Source organism: Streptomyces himastatinicus ATCC 53653 (assembly GCF_000158915.1).
GTDB classification, from domain to species: Bacteria; Actinomycetota; Actinomycetes; order Streptomycetales; family Streptomycetaceae; genus Streptomyces; species Streptomyces himastatinicus.
This window is the reverse complement of the sequence record NZ_GG657754.1, coordinates 9,749,156-9,767,549: the sequence shown is the minus strand read 5'-3', so window position 1 is coordinate 9,767,549 and position 18,394 is coordinate 9,749,156. Positions and strand designations below refer to the sequence as shown.

The following is an 18,394-nucleotide window of genomic DNA, read 5'->3' as shown; positions in this document are numbered from 1 at the left end:
CGGGGCGGGCCTACTCGGACGCGCCCGACAACGCAGCAAGCCTGCCGGGCAGTCGCGGGCCCGACGCGGCTGGCGGACACCTCTTATCGGCGCTGGAGCCAGTCCGCGAGCCGCGTCTCGCATGCGCGCAGCTGGGCGAGGGGTACGTACTCGCCCGGGGTGTGGGCCAGGGACGGGTCGCCCGGGCCGTAGTTGAGGGCCGGGGTGCCGAGCGCGGTGAAGCGGGCGACGTCGGTCCAGCCCAGTTTGGGGCGGGGCTCCGCGCCCACCGCGGCGACGAACGAGGCGGCGGCGGGGCGGTCGAGGCCGGGGAGGGCGCCGGGGGTGACCTCGGTGACCTCCACCTCGTACGCGGGGAAGAGGTCCCGTACGTAAGCCTCGGCCTGCTCGGGTGAACGGCTGGGCGCGAAGCGCAGATTGACCGTGATCACGCAGTTGTCGGGGACGACGTTCTCGGCCACCCCCGCGCGCACGGCGACGGCGCTCAGCCCCTCGCGGTACTCCAAGCCGTCGATGACGACGCGCTCGGCGGTGTGGTCGTCCAGGCGTTGGAGCACGGCGGCGGCGCGATGGGCCGCGTTGACCCCTCGCCACGCGCGGGCGGTGTGCGCGCGGGCGCCGCGCACGGTGATGTCCGCCATCAGCATGCCCTGGCAGCCCGCCTCGACCCCGGCGTCGGAGGGTTCCATGAGGATCGCGAGGTCGGCGTGGAGGAGTTCGGGGCGCTCGCTGGCGATCCGGGCGAGGCCGTTGCGGTCGCCGGAGACCTCTTCGCAGGCGTAGAAGACGTAACTCACGTCATGGACCGGGGCGGTGAGCGTGGCCGCGAGCCGCAGCGCCACCGCGACGCCGCCCTTCATATCGCAGGCGCCGAGCCCGTGGAGCCGCTCCGGGTCGAGGCGGGCGGGCAGGTTCCCGGCGGCCGGGACGGTGTCCAGATGGCCCGCGACGATCACCCGCCGGTCGCGGCCCAGCCCGGTGCGGGCCACCACGGAGTCGCCGATCCGCTCGACCGTCAGATGCGGCAGGGCGCGCAGCGCGGTCTCGACGGCGTCGGCGAGCGCGGCTTCCTCGCCGCTCTCGGACGGGATGTCGACCAGGGCGCGGGTGAGCGCGACGACATCGGCGGCCGGATCGATGACGGGGGCGGGGGCGGTCGGTGTGGTCATGGCGTCGTCTCCTGAACGGTCTTCTCGGGGGTGGCGGTCCGGCCCAGCGCGGAGTGGCGGATGCCGTAGAGCCCGTAGACCGCGAGCCCCGCCGCCATCCAGGCGCCGAACGCGATCCAGGTGTCGGCGCCGAGCCCGTACATGACGTACACACAGGCGGCCACGCCGAGCAGCGGGGTCACCGGCGCGAAGGGCACCCGGAAGCCGCGGGGCGCCTCCGGACTGCGCCGCCGCAGGATCAGCACCGCCAGGTTGACCAGGGCGAAGGCGAAGAGGGTGCCGATGCTGGTGGCATCCGCGAGGGCGCCGAGTGGGATGAGCGCGGCGAGGACCGTGACGAAGGCGGTGACGATGACGGTGCCCGCGCGCGGCACCCCGGTCCGGGGATGGACCCTGGAGAACAGCGGTGGCATGAGCCCGTCGCGGGACATCGCGAAGAGGATGCGGATCTGTCCGTACTGCACGGTCAGCACGACGCTCGTGGTGGCGATGACCGCGCCGATGGACAGCAGCACGGGCCACAGGTTGCCGCCGCCGACGGAACGCACCAGCACCTGGCTCAGCGTGGCCTCGGTGCCCGCGAACCGCTGCCAGGGCATCGCCCCGACCGCCGCCAGCGCGACCGCGCAGTACAGGGCGGTGACCAGGGCGAGCGAGAGGATGATGGCGCGCGGCAGATCGCGCTGCGGGTTCTTCGCCTCCTCCCCGGCCGTGGACGCGGCGTCGAAGCCGATGTACGAGAAGAACAGCGAGGCGGCGCCCACGGTCATCCCGGCGGTGCCGAGCGGGAACAGCGGGCGGAAGTTCCCGGCGTGGAAGGCGGTGAAGGCGACCGCGCAGAACATCACCAGCACGACGACCTTCACGGTCACCATGACGGCGTTGGCGACCGCGCTCTCCCGCGCCCCGCGCAGCAGCACCACCATCGCGAGGATGACGATCACGGCGGCGGGCACGTTGAGCACCCCGCCGTCGCCCGGCGGGGCGGCGAGCGAATCGGGCAGCGTCCAGCCGATCGTGAGCTGGAGCAGTTCGTTGACGTACTGGCCCCAGCCGACCGCGACCGCGGCCACCGACACCCCGTACTCCAGGATCAGACACCAGCCGCAGACCCAGGCCACCAGCTCGCCGAGGGTGGCGTAGGCGTAGCTGTACGAGGACCCGGCGCCCGGGATCATGCCCGCCAGCTCGGCGTACGAGAGCGCCGAGAACAGCGCGGTGATCCCGGCGAGCACGAAGGAGACCACCACCGCAGGACCGGCCTCGGGCACCGCCTCGCCCAGCACCACGAAGATCCCGGTGCCCAGGGTGGCGCCCACGCTGAGCAGCGTGAGCTGGCTCAGCCCCATGGTGCGCCGCAGCGGGCCGCCGCTGGCGTCGGCGACCAGTCCCGCCACGCTCCGGCGTCTCGTCAGCTTGTTCTCACCGTGCACCGTCCCGCTCCTTCCGCTGCCGCATGGCCCCTGATGATCCGGCAGTGGGGCGGCGCGGGGATGCGCGCATCGGCCAAGATGCCCCGGGCCGGTTTGCACGATCGGCCAAGCACGGCCCGGCGGTACGCGGTGGCCGAAGATGATCCATCCTGGCCGGGGCCGCTGTGAGTCCGGCCACAGGATCACCGGCCGCTCCGAAGCGCCGCGGCGGGCCGCGGACGGCACCGCGAAAACAGGCTCCCACCAGGCACGTTGTGCGAAGGACGAGGGCGAGCGGGGACGCCGGGCCGCCGGGGCGCGCGGCCACCACCCGGGGCCGTCGGCGTTCCAGAAGGCCGGCGGCCGCTGTTAACGCTGGGTAAACTGCCTGCTCGGCGTATGCGGCGCCGGTTCGGTTGGGGGGCGGAACAAGCTCATCCGGCCATCCGTGCCGCGGATTCGGGTCGGCCGCTGGAGAGCCGCACCGGATGTTCGCCCTCGCGGCAGTCCTCGGCCGCGAGCGAGTGTTCGGGACCCGGCTCAGTGTGGAGCCGGAATGGCAGAGGCCGATGGTCCGGTGGTCCGGACGGTGTCGCCGAACATTCGGTCCGCCGACTCCGGAGAGGCCGGATGACTGTCGTAGACGAGTCCCAGACGCTGTTCGCCCCGCTGCCCGCGCCCGCCGCGGAGCCCGTGGCACCGCCCGCCCTGTTCCCGGGGCGCGGCACCCACGCCGAACGCACCCTCATGGACGTCCTCGGCGCGACCGCCCGCCGCCACCCGAACGCCCCCGCCGTCGACGACGGCGACTCCGCGCTGACCTACCGGGCGCTGCTGGCCGAGGTGGAGCGGGTGCGGCGGCGGCTGGCCGGGGCGGGCGTCGGCGTCGGCGACCGGGTCGGCATCCGCGTCCCGTCCGGGACCGCCGACCTGTACGTCGGGATCCTCGCCGTGCTGGCCGCCGGCGCGGCCTATGTACCGGTGGACGCGGAGGACCCGGACGAGCGGGCCGAACTGGTCTTCTCCGAGGCCGCGGTGAGCGTCGTACTCGGCGCCGGGCTGGAGATGAACGTGCGCGCCGAACCGCACGGTGCCCCCGGCCGCCCGGGGCCCGGCGACGACGCCTGGATCATCTTCACCTCCGGGTCGACCGGCAAGCCCAAGGGCGTCGCCGTCACCCATCGCAGCGCGGCCGCGTTCGTGGACGCCGAGGCCGGGCTGTTCCTGGCCGACGAGCCGATGGGCCCGGGCGACCGGGTGCTGGCCGGTCTGTCGGTGGCCTTCGACGCGTCCTGCGAGGAGATGTGGCTCGCGTGGCGCAGCGGCGCCTGTCTGGTGCCCGCGCCCCGGTCGCTGGTGCGCACCGGTGTCGACCTCGGGCCCTGGCTGGTCGAGCAGGAGATCACCGTGGTCTCCACGGTGCCCACGCTGGCGGCGCTGTGGCCGGTGGAGGCGCTGGACGACGTACGGCTGCTGATCTTCGGCGGCGAGGCGTGCCCGCCGGAGCTGGCCGAGCGGATGGCGGTCGAGGACCGTGAGGTGTGGAACACCTACGGTCCGACCGAGGCCACCGTCGTGGCGTGCGCCGCGCAGCTGACCGGCGAGGGCCCGGTGCGGATCGGGCTGCCGCTGGACGGCTGGGAGCTGGCGGTCGTGGACTCCCGGGGCGAGGTCGTGCCGATGGGCGAGGTCGGCGAGCTGGTGATCGGCGGGGTCGGTCTCGCCCGCTATCTCGACCCGGCGAAGGACGCCGAGAAGTACGCCCCGCTGCCGTCGCTGGGCTGGGCGCGGGCGTACCGCAGCGGTGACCTGGTGCGCGCCGAGGAGGAGGGGCTGCTGTTCGTCGGCCGGGCCGACGAACAGGTCAAGCTGGGCGGCCGCCGCATCGAGCTGGGCGAGGTGGACGCCGCGCTCCAGGCGCTGCCGGACGTGGCGGGTGCCGCGGCCGCGGTGCGCACGACCAAGGCGGGCCACCAGCTGCTGGTGGGCTACGTCGTCCCCGAAGTCGTCCCCGAAGCGGAAGGCGGCTTCGACCAGGCGGACGCGCTGGAGCGGCTGCGGACGGTGCTGCCCGCCGCGCTGGTGCCGCTGCTCGCGGTCGTCGGCACGCTGCCGACCCGTACCTCCGGCAAGGTGGACCGGGCCGCGCTGCCCTGGCCGCTGCCGGGGATCGGCACGGCCGCGCCCGCGGACGCGCTGACGGAGACCGAGAGCTGGCTGGCCGAGCTGTGGGGCGAGGTGCTGGGCACCCCGGCGGGCGGTCCGGATTCCGACTTCTTCGCGGCGGGCGGCGGCAGCCTCGCCGCCGCCCAGCTCGTCTCGCGGATCCGGGACCGCTACCCCAGCGGCTCGGTCATTTTTTTTCTACCAGAACCCGCGGCTGGACGCGCTCGCCCGGACGCTGGACGCGATGGGCAGCGAGGCGACGGTTTTTGCGCACCGTTTCGGCCCGTCCCCCGGCGCACTTTTTGTCGCGCAGATGCTGCTGATGCTGCCGCTGCTGACGGTCGCCGGGCTGCGCTGGGGCGTGGCCGCGGCCGCCGTCCTCAAACGCGCTGCACCTCCTCGGTTCCGCGCCCTGGGCGCCCACCGTGTCCTGGTGGTGGATCGCGCTCGGCTGGCTGCTGTGCGTATCGCCGCCGGGCCGGATCGCGATCGCCGCGGGCGGTGCGCGGCTGCTGCTGCGGGCGCTGAAGCCGGGGACGTACCCGCGCGGCGGCGGGGTCCATCTGCGGCTGTGGACCGCCGAGCGGCTGGCCGAACTGAGCGGTGCCACCGGGCTGTCGGGCAGCTGGCTCACCCACTACGCCAGGGCGCTGGGTGTGCGGATCGGCTCGGACGTCGACCTGCACGCGCTGCCGCCGGTGACCGGGATGCTCAAGCTCGGCAAGGGCAGCGCGGTCGAGCCCGAGGTCGATCTGTCCGGCCACTGGCTGGACGGCGACCGGCTGCGGATCGGCCGCATCCGGATTGGCGCGGGCGCCACGGTCGGCGCGCGCAGCACGCTCTTCCCCGGCGCCCGGATCGGCAAGCGTGCCGAGATCGCCCCGGGGTCCGGGGTGACCGGTGCGGTGCCCGCGGGGCGCCGCTGGGCGGGCGTACCGGCCGCCAAGTCCGGCAAGGCGGCGCAGCACCGGCCCGAGGACCGGCCGCCGCGCACCCGCCGCTGGGCGGTGGTGTACGGGCTCACCGCGCTGGGGCTGACCCTGCTGCCCGCGCTGGCGCTGCTGCCCGCGCTCGCCGTCCTCGCGCTGTTCGTCCGGGGCACCCGCGACGCGGGGACGGCGCTGCTCCACGCGCTGGCCGCCGTGCCGGTCGCGACCGTGGCGGGGATGGTCTGCTACGCGCTGCTCATCCTGGCCGGGGTCCGGGCGCTCGGCATCGGCCTGCGCGCGGGCGATCACCCCGTGCACGGGCGGATCGCCTGGCAGGCGTGGGCCACCGAGCGGCTGATGGACATGGCGCGGGTGCATCTGTTCCCGCTGTACGCCAGCCTGTTCACCCCGGTGTGGCTGCGGGCGCTCGGGATGAAGGTCGGCCGCGGGGTCGAGGCGTCCACCGTGCTGGCGCTGCCGTCGATGACGACCGTCGGCGACGGCGCGTTCCTCGCCGACGACACCATGGTCGCGTCGTACGAACTGGGCGGCGGGCGGCTGCGGATCGCCGAGTCGCGGGTCGGCAAGATGGCGTTCCTCGGCAACTCCGGTATGGCCGCGGGCGGCAGCTCGGTCCCCAAGCGCGGTCTGGTCGGTGTGCTGTCCGCCGCGCCCAAGGGCGCCAAGGCGGGCAGCTCGTGGCTCGGGATGCCGCCGATGCGGCTGCCGCGGGCGGCCGAGGAGGGCGACCAGAGCCGTACGTACCGTCCGGCGCGGCGGCTGAAGTGGGCGCGCGGCGCCGTCGAACTGTGCCGGATCGTGCCCGTGATGGGCGGTGCGGCGCTCGCGGTGCTGGTGCTGGCCGCGTTCGCGGTGGTCGCCGCGCGGTGGGGGTTCCCGGCGGCCGTGGCGGGCGGCGGGGTGCTGCTGTGCGCGGGCGGGGTGGTGGCGTGCGCCGTGGCGGTGGTGGCCAAGTGGCTGCTGGTGGGGCGGTTCAAGGCGGCCGAACGGCCGCTGTGGAGCTCGTTCGTGTGGCGTACCGAGCTGGCGGACACCTTCGTGGAGGTGCTGGCCGTACCGTGGCTGGCCGGGGCCCTTTCGGGTACGCCGCTGATGAACTGGTGGCTGCGGGGGCTCGGCGCGCGCATCGGGCGCGGCGCCTGGTGCGAGACGTACTGGCTGCCTGAGGCCGATCTGGTACGGATAGGCGCCGGGGCGAGCGTGAACCGGGGGTGTGTGGTGCAGACCCATCTGTTCCACGACCGGATCATGCGCATGGACGAGGTGGTGCTGGAGGAGGGCGCCACCCTGGGCCCGCACGGCATCGTGCTGCCGGGCGCCACGGTCGGCGCGTGTGCCACGGTGGGTCCGGCGTCGCTGGTGATGCGCGGCGAGTCCTTGCCCGCGGGTACCCGGTGGCTCGGCAACCCGATCGCGGCGTGGCAGCCGGAGAAGGAGCGGGACATGCGGAAGACGGAGGACACGGCGAAGTGAGCAGGGGCAAGGGCGGCCGGGCGCAGGCCGCGCCCGGCGGCGCGGTCGGGGCGGACAGGTCCGGGGACTCGTATCTGCCCGGACACGGCAACGGCGGCTACCGGGTGACCCATTACGACCTGGAGCTCAACTGCCGTCCGAGCACCGGGCGGATCTCGGGCCGGGCCCGGATCTCGGCGGTCGCCGAACCGGGCGCGACGGGCGAGCCGCTGTCCGGGTTCAGCCTGGACCTCGGCGCGTTCCGGGTGGACGGGGTGCTGGTCGACGGCGTCCGCGCGGCCCGCTACACCCACCGGGCGGACAAGCTGCGCATCCGCCCGGCGCGCCCGCTGCCCGCCGGGACGCCGTTCACGGTCGAGGTGCGGTACGTCGGGGTGCCGCGGCCGGTGAAGACCCGGCACTGGGGCGACCTGGGCTGGGAGCAGCTGGAGGACGGGGCGCTGGTGGCGGGCCAGCCGATCGGCGCGCCGTCCTGGTTCCCGTGCGACGACCACCCGGCCGCGAAGGCGTCGTACCGGGTCGCGGTGACCGCGCCGTCGCCGTACACGGTGCTCGCCGCGGGCACCCTGGAGTCGTGCACGGTCAGCGCCTCCACCACGACCTGGGTGTACGAACACCCGGCGCCGATGTCCACCTATCTCGCCACCGTCCAGATCGGCCTGTACGACCTGGTCGAGCTGACGGACACGGCGGTGAGCCGGGTGCCCCAGCGGGCGGCCGTACCGCCGCGGCTGCGCGACCGCTTCGACCACGACTTCGCCCGCCAGCCCCGGATGATGGCCGCCTTCGAGGACCTCTTCGGCCCGTATCCGTTCGACGAGTACGCGGTGGTGGTGACGGACGACGAGCTGGAGGTGCCGGTCGAGGCGCAGACGCTGTCCGTCTTCGGCTCGAACCACGTCGACGGACAGCGCGGCTGTGAGCGGCTGGTGGCCCATGAGCTGGCCCACCAGTGGTTCGGCAACAGCCTGAGCCTCGCCGACTGGCGCCACATCTGGCTGAACGAGGGCTTCGCCAAGTACGCCGAGTGGCTGTGGTCGGAGGTGTCCGGCGGCGTCCCGGCCGCCGTCCACGCCGACCGGTTCAGGGCGGCGCTGGCGGATCAGCCGCAGGATCTGCTGGTCGCGGACCCGGGCATGCCGCGGATGTTCGACGACCGGCTCTACCAGCGGGGCGCCCTGACGCTGCACGCGCTGCGTACGGTCCTCGGGGACGACGCCTTCTTCGCGGTGCTGCGGGAGTGGACGGCCACCCATCGCCACGCCACCGTCACCACCATGGAGTTCACGGCCCTGGCGCGGCGCCACACGGCACAGCCCCTGGACGCGCTGTTCACCGCCTGGCTCTACACCCCCCGGCTGCCGGAACTCCCCGGCGGCAGCGGTCCGGTGTGAGCCGCCCGTTTCGCATCCGGACTCCGTACGTTTCAACTCGCGGCTCCCGCAGGCCACTTCATTCCCACCGGTCGGCCTGATACTGGTCTCAACGCCGGACCCTTGGAGGAGCCATGCCCGCACCTCTGTTCAGCCGCCGTCACGGGATGCGCGCCGCGGCCGCCGCGGCCCTCGCGCTACCGCTCGCCACCCAGCCGGAGGCCCGCGCCGATACCGCCGGAGACGGTTCGGCCGTCCCCGTGGACGGCTCACAGCTGCACGCCATGACCTTCAACCTGCGCTACGCCGGCGACACCGCGCCCAACTCCTGGGCGCAGCGGCGCCCCGTCATGCGGGAGCTGCTGCGCCGGGCCGCACCCCATCTGCTGGGCACCCAGGAGGGGCTGTACGGCCCAGCTGCGCGACATCGCCGCCGATCTCGGTCCGCACTACGACTGGCTCGGCACCGGGCGGGCGGGCGGCAGCCGCGACGAGTTCATGGCCGTCTTCTACGACACCAGACGACTGGAGCCGCTGGAGTACGACCACTTCTGGCTGTCCGACACCCCGTATGTGATCGGCTCCAACACCTGGGGCGGCGCCGTGGTGCGCATGGTCACCTGGGTGCGCTTCCAGGACCGGGCCACCGACCGGCAGTTCTACGCCCTCAACACCCATCTCGACCACATCAGCCAGTACGCGCGGGAGCGCGCCGCCGGGCTGATCAACGTCCGGCTCGCCGGGCTGAACCCGGCCCTCCCCCGCATCGTCACCGGCGACTTCAACGTGGCCGCCCACGGCAACCCGGTCTACGACACCCTGCTGAACGGCGGCTCCCTGACCGACGCATGGGACACCGCCGACCGCCGCAGCAAGCTGTACGCGACCTTCCACGGCTACAAGCCGCTGGTCCCCGACGGCGACCGCATCGACTGGATCCTCACCTCGCCGGGCGTCCGCACCCGCTACGCCGCGATCGACACCTACTCCTCCGGCGGCCAGTTCCCCAGCGACCACCTTCCGGTGCACGCCGTGCTGGAGCTGTGAGCCCGGCCCGCCGCCCGCCGCCTGTCGTGCGTCAGGCGGCGGGCGGCGCTTCCTCCTTCGGGAGCCGTCAGGCGCCCTCCCGCAGGAAGAGTTCCACGACCGGCACCGCGACATCGGGGCGGACCACCGGCAGCGACAGGGTCAGGGTCCCCGGGGGCTGACCGCCGAGGGTGGTGTTCTGGGCCATGGCCGACGGTTCGATCTCACGGTAGTGGATCTCGGACGCGTCGTGCAGGAACTGCGCGTACTCGACCTTGCCCGCCAGGCCGGGGAGGTGGACATGGGTGAAGGGCCAGGAGAAGAGGTGGAGGTAGAGGCGGTTTTCGCGCTGGGTGTAGCGGGCATCGACCGGGGCGCGGTGGGCGGAGGGCCCGGCGCCGTAGATCGAGCGTGCGTGGCGGGACATCCAGTCCCCGATGCCCTCCAGCGTGGTCACGGCGACCGGGTCCAGCTCGCCGCGCCCGGTGGGTCCGACGTTCAGCAGCATGTTGCCGTTCTTCGAGACGCCGTCGATGAGCATCCGGACCAGCAGTTCGACGCTCTTGACGTTGAGGTTGTCGCGGTCGTAGCCCCAGCTGCCGTTGAGGGTCTGGCACGCCTCCCAGACCACCGGCTCGCCGTCGACCTCCATGGGCTTGTCGGGCTGGTACTGCTCCGGTGTGACGAGGTCGCCGGGGATCTCGAGCCGGTCATTGACGATGATCTCGGGCTGGAGGCGGCGGGTGAGGGCGAGGAGTTCTTCGGAGCCCCACTCCTCGGCGCCCTTGGCGTTGAACACCTCGCTGTGCCGGCCCCGCTTGTACGAGAAGTCGTAGAACAGGTAGTCGATCCGGCCGTAGTGGGTCAGCAGCTCCTCCACCTGGCCGTGCAGGTACGCGCGGTACCGGGCGATGTCACGGCCCTCGTTGAGCCGCTCGATCTCCTCCGGCGGGTCGTCGCGGCGCGGGTGGAGACCGTCGATGACGAAGTCGGGGTGGTGCCAGTCGATGAGCGAGTGGTAGAAGCCGACACGGAGTCCCTCGGCGCGCACGGCCTCGACGAATTCCGCCACGAGGTCCTTGGCGATCGGCGTCTTCACCGACGTGTAGTCCGTCAGCTTCGAGTCCCACAGGCAGAAGCCGTCATGGTGCTTGGTGGTGAGCACCACGTACTTCATTCCGGCCTGCTTGGCGGCCCGGGCCCAGGCGCGGGGGTCGTAGAGGTCGGGTTCGAAGTGGCGGAAGTAGCGGTCGTAGTCCTCGTCCGTGATCCGCTCGCGGTTCTTCACCCACTCGTGGCGGGCGGGGAGCGCGTAGAGCCCCCAGTGGATGAACATGCCGAATCGGTCGTGGGTGAACCAGGGAGGGAGGGACATCGAAGCGGATTCCTTTCCGAAATTGGGGATCAACGGCCGCCGAGACCGCTGGTGACGATGCCGCGGACGAGGTGCTTCTGAAGGAGTATCAGGAGGATCACGGTCGGCAGCATGGAAATCACCGACGCCGCCATGACGAGGCTCCACTGGGTCCCCTGCTGGCCGAAGAACGCCTGGAGACCGAGGGGGATGGTCGCGCGGGCATTCACGTCGTTGACGACGACCAGGGGCCACAGGAAGGAGTTCCAGTAGCTGATGAACGTGAAGACGGCCAGCACGGCGAGGGTCGGGCGGGCCAGTGGCAGCATCACGGCGATGAAGGTCCGCACCGTCCCCGCACCGTCGGCGCGGGCGGCGTCGTCCAGCTCCTGCGGCACGGTCAGGAAGAACTGCCGGAGCAGGAACGCGCCCAGCGCGGTGAACGCCCACGGGATGATGAGCGCCTGGAAGGTGTCCACCCAGCCGAAGTTCTGCATCATCACGTACATCGGGATGATGAGGACGTCCTGCGGGATCATCAGCGTCGCCAGGAAGAGGATGAAGACGGCGTTCCTGCCGCGCCAGCGAAGGCGCGAGAAGGCGTATCCGCTGAACGCCGCGACCATGACGTTGATGGCGGTGCCGACGGCGGCGACGAACACGCCGTTCAGGATGAACCGCTGGAACGGCAGATAGCTGAAGACGTCCGCGAAGTTCTGCCAGCGGAGCTCCGAGCCCCAGAGCGTCGGCGGCGTGGTGAAGGTGTCGGCCTCGGGCTTGAGGCTGGTGGCCACCATGTAGATGAGCGGCGACATGAACGCCAGGGCGACCAGGCACAGAAGTACGTAGCCGATGGCCTGCCGTGTCCGCGAAGCGGCCTTCAACGGCCGCGTGTCGCTACTCATAGTGCACCCAACGCTTCTGGCCGAGGAACTGGACTGCCGTGATGCCGAGAATGATCACGAAGAGCACCCAGGCGCCCGCCGAGGCGAGCCCGAGCTGCTGGGTCTGGAAGCCGGTGTTGTAGATGTACTGCACGAGCGTCTCGGTCTCCGTCCCCGGGCCGCCCTTGGTCAGCAGGAACGGCTGGGTGAACACCTGGAACGAGGTGATCAGCGTCATCATCGTCGCGAAGAAGATCGACGGGGAAATGGCCGGGAACTTGATGCGCCAGAAGACCTGCCACGCGCTCGCGCCGTCGATCTGCGCGGCCTCCAGCTGGTTGTCCGGCACCGCGTCGAGGGCGGCGGAGAAGATCAGCATGTTGTAGCCGAATCCCGCCCAGACGCTCATCGCGACCACCGCGAACATGGCCCAGGTGCCGTCCGCGAGGAAATTGGGCGCGTTCACTCCGATCGTCGACTGCATCGTCGCGTCGATGAAGCCGTCGGGCTGGTAGAGCATCCGCCACACGACGACGTTCGCCACGAGCGGGGTGATCGTCGGAATGAAGAACAGCACCCGGAAAATGTGCCGGTGCCGGATCCGCGGCGTCAGCCAGGCCGCGAGGCCGAGCGAGACCACGAGGTTCAGCGGCACATAGAGGACCACGTACTCGACGGTGTTCCGCGCCACGATCCAGAAGGTCTGGTCCGAGAAGAGCTTGCGGTAGTTGTCGAGGCCGGTCCAGGAGTGCTCGCCGAGCATCGGCCAGTTCATGAAGCTCACGACGAGGGAGGCGACGATCGGGACCACCGTGAAGATCGCCAGCCCGAGCGAATGGGGAGTGGCGAACACGGCGCCCCACCACGAGCGCCGCCCGATCTGCCGCCGCCCCGACCGCTCGCCGGGCTCCCGTCCCGCCTTCTTGTGCTTCGGTCCCTCCCGTGCCGCGACCACCACGTCGGCGGCACCCGCACCAGTCACCGGCACCGCCGACGCCGCCCCGGGAGCAACAGCCGCCCCGGGTGGAACAACGGACATCGACGCGGGCGGTGGCTGGGACACCGATTCCGTCATCTCGTGACCTCTCTCGCTCCCTGCGCTCCCTGTGGCCGGGAGGTGCCGACGGCTCCCGGTGCGGCGGGAACCCGCACCGGACGGCACCTCCCGGTCGGCCGGCTCACTTCTGGAGCTGTCCCGCGATCGACTTCATCGTCTGCGCACCCGACTGCTGGCCGTTCACGGCCTGGATCCCGTACTGGAAGAAGAGCTGCTGGAGCTGGTCGCTCTGCTTGTTCCCGGGCAGCGGGGTCGACGCCTTCTGCGCCGCCTTCAGGACGGGCTCGACGCCCGCGATGTTCGCGTTGTCGTACCACGGCTGCTGCGCCGCCGTGCGGCCGGGGAAGGCCCGTCCCTGCTCGGCCAGCCCCTTCAGCACCTTCTGACTGGTCATCGTCTTGACCGCCTGGAAGGCCTGGTCGGGGTACTTGCACTGCTTGGAGATACCGAAGCCGGAGCCCGCCGAGTAGGTGGACGGGGTGGCACCCGCCGTGCCGACCGGAATGGTCGTGATCCCGATGTCGAAGTTGGCCTTGCCCTTCCGGTCGAGCAGCGACCAGGGGCCGTCGGGGTACATGGCGACCTTCTTGGCGACGAAGTCGTTACCCGCGACCGAGGTGTCCGAACTCGCCTGAGTGGCATAGCCCTTCTTCACCAGCGATCCGAGCCAGTCGAAGCCCTTGGCGAACTTCGGGTCCGACGGGTCGAGCGTGCCGTCTTCCTTGATGACGCGGCCCCCGTTGTAGCCGAGGATCATCGACTCGAGGTTCATGTCCCCGATCGCCGAGCCGAGCATCTTCTTCCCCGCGGCCTTGAACTTCGCCGCGGCCGTCTCGAACTCCTTCACCGTCCAGCCCGGTTCGGGCGCCTTCGCACCCACCTGCTTGAAGAGGTCCTTGTTGTAGAACAGCAGCATCGGGCCGGTGTCATAGGGCAGGGCGTAGATCTTCCCGTCGACCTTCAGTGCGTCGAGCGCGGTGCTGTCGAACTGCGACAGGTCGACGCCCTGCTTCTTCGCGAGGGAGTCCAACGGCAGGAGGACGTCGGTGTAGTTCGCCGCGCGCAGGCTCTGCATGCTGACGATGCACGGGGCGCTGCCCGTGCTCAGCTGGGTGCGGAGCTTGGTGAAGTAGTCCTCGAACGGAGCGCCCTGGATGGTGACCTTCGCACCCCCGGCCGTCTTCACCGAGTCCGCGACCTTCTGCCAGGCCGCCTTGTCGGCCGAGCCCGATATCCACATCGACCAGGTGAGCTTGTCCTTCGACTGGCCCGATGTGCCGCCGCTGGAGGAGCATCCCGACAAGGTGAGACCCAATGCGGCTGCCGCCGCGGTGGCACTCACCAGAAGCCGTCTTTTCATAGCAGTGTCCACTTCAATTTCCGTGCTCACATGGACGTACTCCGGCAGCACGGAACTCGCGTGCGGATGCTGGAGAGAAGCCGCCGATCGCTGCGGGGCGCGGGGGCGTAACGAGACGAGGTGAGGTGAGGAACGTCAGATGCCGGGTAAGGCGTTGATCCGACCCACTGTGACTCCATTCGGCCGGTCCCTTTTACCAGGACGCATCGGCATCAGAACATCCGATGTATTGGGGTGTCAAGGCGTCGTACAGCCCTATTTTCGGGGCAATCGGCCCCCGGGCGAGAAGGCATAGTTTGGATGTCTCTGCGGGCCCGTCGTGGGTGTTCCGGCGGGCCGGGGGCGCGGTGTCGTACCCCTGCCGGACGGTCCCGGCGAAGACCACCCGGCGCGGGAGCGGAACATCCGATGTGTTCCCTCGGGACGGTCAGCCCAGCAGCCGCCGCCCGGTGGCGACGGCGACCGCGCCCGCCCGGGTGTCCACGCCCAGCTTGCCGTAGATCCGCCCCAGGTGGGTCTTCACCGTGGCCTCGCTGATGAACAGGGCGCGGGCGATCTCCCGGTTTCCCAGCCCGCGGGCGAGCTGCTGGAGGATGTCCCGCTCGCGCTCGGAGAGGGTGGGGCGGGGCGTGCGCATCTGGGCCATCAGCCGGTCGGCGACGGGCGCCGACAGCGCGGTGCGCCCGGCCGCCGCGTTCCGTATCGCCGCGAACAGCTCTTCCGGCCGCTCGGCCTTGAGCAGATAGCCGGTGGCGCCCGCCTCGATGGCCCGGGCGATGTCCGCGTCGGTGTCGAACATGGTGAGCACCAGCACCCGCGGTGCCGGTTCCTGTGGTGGTGTGGGCCCGGTGCCGGAGGCCAGGCGGCGGGTGGCTTCCACGCCGTCCATGCCGTCCCCGAGCTGGAGATCCATGAGCACCACATCGGGCCGTACGCGCGCGGCCATGGCGAGCGCCTCCTCGCCGCTGCCCGCCTCACCGACCACCTCGATGCCCGCGGTGCTGGACAGCAGCGCGAGCAGCCCGGCGCGCACCACGGCGTGGTCGTCGCACAGCAGCAGCCGGATGGGCGGGGTGGCGTCGGTCGCGGTCATGGTGCGGCGGTCCTCCATGTGTGTGTGGCGGTGAGGGTCAGGTGGCGGGGGTGGCGAGGGGGACGGCCGCCGATACGACGGTGCCCTCCCCCCGGGTGGATTCGACGGTGAGCGTGCCGCCCAGCTGGCGTGCCCGCACCCGCATGGCGGGCAGCCCATGGCCCCGCTCCCGGCCGGTGTCCGGGGTCCGGGGGCGCTCGGGGTCGAAACCGCGGCCGTTGTCGGCGATGTCCAGCGAGATCTGGTCGTCCAGCCAGGTCAGGGTCAGTGCGGCCCGGGTCGCCCAGGCGTGTTCCCGTACGTTGGCCAGGGCGCCCTGCGCGATGCGCAGCAGCGCGGCCTCGACCCGATCCGGCACCGGGCCCGGCACACCGTCGAGCCGGAAGCCTACGGTCAGCCCCTCGCCGCACTCCCGGTCGGCGAGCGCGCGCAGCGCCTCGGCGAGGGTGCGGTCGGCGAGGTCGGCGGGGGCCAGGTCATGGACGAACCGGCGGGCCTCGGCGAGGCTGCGGGACGCGATCCCGGCCGCGTCCCGCATATGGCGGCGGGCCGCGTCGGGGTCCGTCGTCCAGGTGCGGTCGGCGGCCTGGAGCAGCATCTGCTGGCTGGACAGGCCCTGTGCCAGGGTGTCGTGGATCTCGCTCGCCAGCCGCTGCCGTTCGGCGAGGATGCCCTCCCGCCGCTCGGTGGCGGCCAGGTCGCGGCGGGTGCGGACCAGGTCGTCGATCAGCACGCGCTGCCGGGCCGCCTGGCGCTGGAGATGGACCAGGACGGCGGTGGCGACGGCGCTGATGGCCAGCGGGGCGATCACCACATTCGGGTTGAGCCCTTCGTGGGACAGCCGCAGCTCGGTGGCGACGACCAGCACGGTGAGCACGGCCGCCAGCGGCACGGCGGTGCGCACGGGCAGCGTCTGGAGTCCGGTGAACAGCAGCGGCATGGCACACCACGTGGCGCTCGGGGAGATGGCGAGCAGACCGGCCCAGACCACCGACACCGCCCCCAGCCAGGTCAGATGCCGTGCGCTCGGCCGGGCGCCGGGGCGTGGCGCGGGCGCCAGGAGCCGCCCGAGCACATACAGCAGCCCGAAGGCGGCGAACAGGGCGACGGCAGATCCGGTGTGCGTCCCCTCGTGATCGCGGGTCAGGAAGCGGATCAGTGAGGAGCCGAGCAGCAGGAAGAACGCCCCGTCCATGACCGCCCGGAGCCACCGGGCGTCCGGATCGGCCCACTCGCCCTCCCCCGCCGGACCTCTCCGCATCGCCGTGCCCTCCCTCGCTCTCCTGTAGCCAGTCCTATTACGGGCCGCCACGCTCCGCATCATCCGATCGGTTGACCCCGCCGTCGCCCGAACCGCCTCCGGCCGGTGGCCGGTCTTCCGACGCCGACGGCCGTCACCCGCACGGATGCTGAGTTCAGGGCTCGCGACACACAGCCCGCGTCCCCGGGAAAGGATCATTCATGCCCGCCAAGAACGTCACCGTCAACCGCGCCAGCCTCGGCCACCGCGTCTCCTACGCGCTCCGTCACCCCGGGCGCGTACCGCGCCACCTGGTGCGGGCCACCCGGGACGCCTGGCTGCGCTACCGCTGGCCGGACCATGTCGACTACTACCGCGCCGTGATGCGTTCCGACACCCGTGCCAGCGCGGACGCGGCGGTCGGCGGCCGTACCCGGGAGCGGTGGCTGGCGCTGGGCGCGATGCAGTTCGACTATCTGGTGCAGCACGGGCTGCGCCCCGAGCACCGCATACTGGAGATCGGCTGCGGCAATCTGCGCGCGGGGTGGCGCTTCATCCGCCACCTCGAACCCGGCCACTACTACGGCATCGACATCTCCCCCGACATCCTGGTCGCCGCGCAGGACACCCTGGTCCACACCGAGCTACAGGACCGGCTTCCCACCCTCACCCCCGTCCGCGACCTCACCCTGCGCTTCCTGCCCGAGGCGCACTTCGACGTCGTGCACGCGCACAGCGTGTTCTCCCACTCCCCGCTGCCGGTCATCGACGAGTGCCTGGCCAACGTGGGGCGGGTGCTGGCGCCGGGCGGCTGGTTCGACTTCACCTTCGACCGCACCGAGGGCAAGGAGCACCAGGTTCTGCGGGAGGACTTCTACTACCGCACCGAAACCCTCATCGACCTCGCCCGGAAACACGGTCTGGCGGCCCGCTTCATGGAGGACTGGGAGGAACTCCCGCACGGCCAGTCCAAGATCCGCGTCACCCACGGCGGCTGAGGGAAAATACTCACCGTCATCCCTTTTCGCCCCGGTGTCGCTAAGTTGGGGCCATGGGAGTGTCGGAGAGGGGCCGCGTCACGGCGGAGTTGCGTGCGGATGCCGAGGCGGCTCTCGCGGGGGTCGCCGGGCTCGTACTGCCGCGCGCGGACTGGACGCATGTGGAGCGCGCGCTGGGGGCAATGGAGACGGCCGTGCGGGCCGGGGACGCGCGGGCTCTGGGCGCGGTGACGGGGCAGTTGGAGCTGGTGGGGCCGTCGCGGGTGCGGTTGCGCGCGGGGGAGGCCCGCGGTGCCCGCCCTCATCGCCCTGCCCGGTGCGCTCGCCCTGCTGCCGGCCACGCTGGTGCTGTGGCTGGCCACCCCGCCGGAGAGCCGGGCACCGGCCCGGCTCGGCTCGCTGCTGGCCGGGCTGGTGGGCGCCACGGCCGGGTGGCTGCTCAGCACGGTGGCCGTGCACGCGGCCACCGGCCGGGCCGCGCCGACAGCGCTCACCTGGGCGGTGGCGCTTCCGGCGTTCGGCTGCGGCTGGCTGGTCATGCGGCGGCGGCTGCGCGCGGATGACGCGACGCCGGGGTAGGGCTCAGGCGGACACGGCCGCGCGCCGCCGTCGGATCAGGGTGACGCCGAGGACGCCGACCAGCGCGCCGCCGAGGGCGTAGGCGGTCAGCACCGCGAGGTTGGCGGTGATGCCGTGGCCGGAGAAGTACATGACGTGGCGTACGGCATGGGTGGCGGCGCCGTTGGGGAGGGCGGGGCTGAGCGCCCGCCAGAACGGGGGCAGCAGCTCAGGGCCGTAGGCGCCACCGGCGCTGGGGTTGCCGAGGACCACGAACAGCA

The 18,394-nt window shown here is 72.0% G+C and carries 11 protein-coding genes and 4 pseudogenes; 6 read left to right on the top strand and 9 right to left on the bottom strand.

The window, feature by feature from the left end; genetic code table 11:
• Positions 1 to 83: 83 nt before the first annotated feature.
• Both dapE and SSOG_RS41240 read right to left on the bottom strand, forming a co-directional pair.
• Positions 84 to 1,169 (bottom strand): succinyl-diaminopimelate desuccinylase, encoded by a 1,086-nt coding sequence (gene dapE / locus SSOG_RS41245; protein WP_009720263.1) that lies wholly within the window; start codon positions 1,167 to 1,169, stop codon positions 84 to 86.
• Positions 1,166 to 2,647 (bottom strand): amino acid permease, encoded by a 1,482-nt coding sequence (locus SSOG_RS41240; RefSeq protein ID WP_009720262.1) that lies wholly within the window; start codon positions 2,645 to 2,647, stop codon positions 1,166 to 1,168. The genes dapE and SSOG_RS41240 overlap by 4 nt, the downstream gene beginning before the upstream one ends.
• Positions 2,648 to 3,211: 564 nt before the next feature.
• On the opposite strand from SSOG_RS41240, the pseudogene SSOG_RS41235 reads away from it, so the two are divergent.
• The 3 genes and pseudogenes from SSOG_RS41235 to SSOG_RS41225 all read left to right on the top strand — a co-directional run bounded on the left by SSOG_RS41235 (position 3,212) and on the right by SSOG_RS41225 (position 9,590).
• Positions 3,212 to 7,170 (top strand): annotated as a pseudogene (locus SSOG_RS41235) (Pls/PosA family non-ribosomal peptide synthetase).
• Positions 7,167 to 8,564, top strand: coding sequence for a M1 family metallopeptidase (locus SSOG_RS41230; RefSeq protein ID WP_009720259.1), 1,398 nt, complete (start codon positions 7,167 to 7,169; stop codon positions 8,562 to 8,564). Before SSOG_RS41235 ends, SSOG_RS41230 begins: the two are co-directional and overlap by 4 nt.
• Before the next feature lie 113 nt (positions 8,565 to 8,677).
• A pseudogene (locus SSOG_RS41225) lies at positions 8,678 to 9,590 on the top strand (endonuclease/exonuclease/phosphatase family protein).
• A gap of 67 nt (positions 9,591 to 9,657) precedes the next feature.
• Here SSOG_RS41225 and SSOG_RS41220 read toward each other — a convergent pair.
• The 6 genes from SSOG_RS41220 to SSOG_RS41195 all read right to left on the bottom strand — a co-directional run bounded on the left by SSOG_RS41220 (position 9,658) and on the right by SSOG_RS41195 (position 16,578).
• Entirely contained in the window at positions 9,658 to 10,944 is a 1,287-nt protein-coding gene (locus SSOG_RS41220) for an alpha-L-fucosidase (protein ID WP_009720257.1), read from the bottom strand.
• A 29-nt stretch (positions 10,945 to 10,973) separates the two neighbouring features.
• Positions 10,974 to 11,828, bottom strand: a complete 855-nt coding sequence (locus SSOG_RS41215; RefSeq protein WP_039939983.1) for a carbohydrate ABC transporter permease — start codon at positions 11,826 to 11,828, stop codon at positions 10,974 to 10,976.
• Complete coding sequence (locus SSOG_RS41210) at positions 11,821 to 12,795, bottom strand: carbohydrate ABC transporter permease (protein WP_208867442.1); 975 nt, start codon at positions 12,793 to 12,795, stop codon at positions 11,821 to 11,823. The genes SSOG_RS41215 and SSOG_RS41210 overlap by 8 nt, the downstream gene beginning before the upstream one ends.
• A 190-nt stretch (positions 12,796 to 12,985) precedes the next feature.
• On the bottom strand, positions 12,986 to 14,206 hold the full coding sequence (locus tag SSOG_RS41205; protein ID WP_208867441.1) for an ABC transporter substrate-binding protein: 1,221 nt from the start codon (positions 14,204 to 14,206) through the stop codon (positions 12,986 to 12,988).
• A gap of 445 nt (positions 14,207 to 14,651) precedes the next feature.
• A complete protein-coding gene (locus tag SSOG_RS41200; RefSeq protein ID WP_039942609.1) occupies positions 14,652 to 15,317 on the bottom strand; it encodes a response regulator in 666 nt (221 codons plus the stop codon).
• 37 nt (positions 15,318 to 15,354) lie between these two features.
• Positions 15,355 to 16,578: a sensor histidine kinase gene (locus SSOG_RS41195; RefSeq protein WP_009720251.1), complete on the bottom strand. Its 1,224-nt coding sequence runs from the start codon at positions 16,576 to 16,578 to the stop codon at positions 15,355 to 15,357.
• 200 nt (positions 16,579 to 16,778) lie between these two features.
• On the opposite strand from SSOG_RS41195, the gene SSOG_RS41190 reads away from it, so the two are divergent.
• From SSOG_RS41190 to SSOG_RS41185, 3 genes and pseudogenes are all read left to right on the top strand, one after another.
• Entirely contained in the window at positions 16,779 to 17,555 is a 777-nt protein-coding gene (locus SSOG_RS41190) for a class I SAM-dependent methyltransferase (RefSeq protein WP_009720250.1), read from the top strand.
• Positions 17,556 to 17,608: 53 nt separating this feature from the next.
• Positions 17,609 to 17,788, top strand: a pseudogene (locus tag SSOG_RS58730) (hypothetical protein); the annotation flags it as partial.
• A 58-nt stretch (positions 17,789 to 17,846) separates the two neighbouring features.
• Complete coding sequence (locus SSOG_RS41185; protein WP_009720249.1) at positions 17,847 to 18,134, top strand: hypothetical protein; 288 nt, start codon at positions 17,847 to 17,849, stop codon at positions 18,132 to 18,134.
• A gap of 3 nt (positions 18,135 to 18,137) precedes the next feature.
• Here the strand turns inward: SSOG_RS41185 and SSOG_RS41180 are convergent.
• Positions 18,138 to 18,394, bottom strand: a pseudogene (locus SSOG_RS41180) (DUF3533 domain-containing protein); the annotation flags it as partial.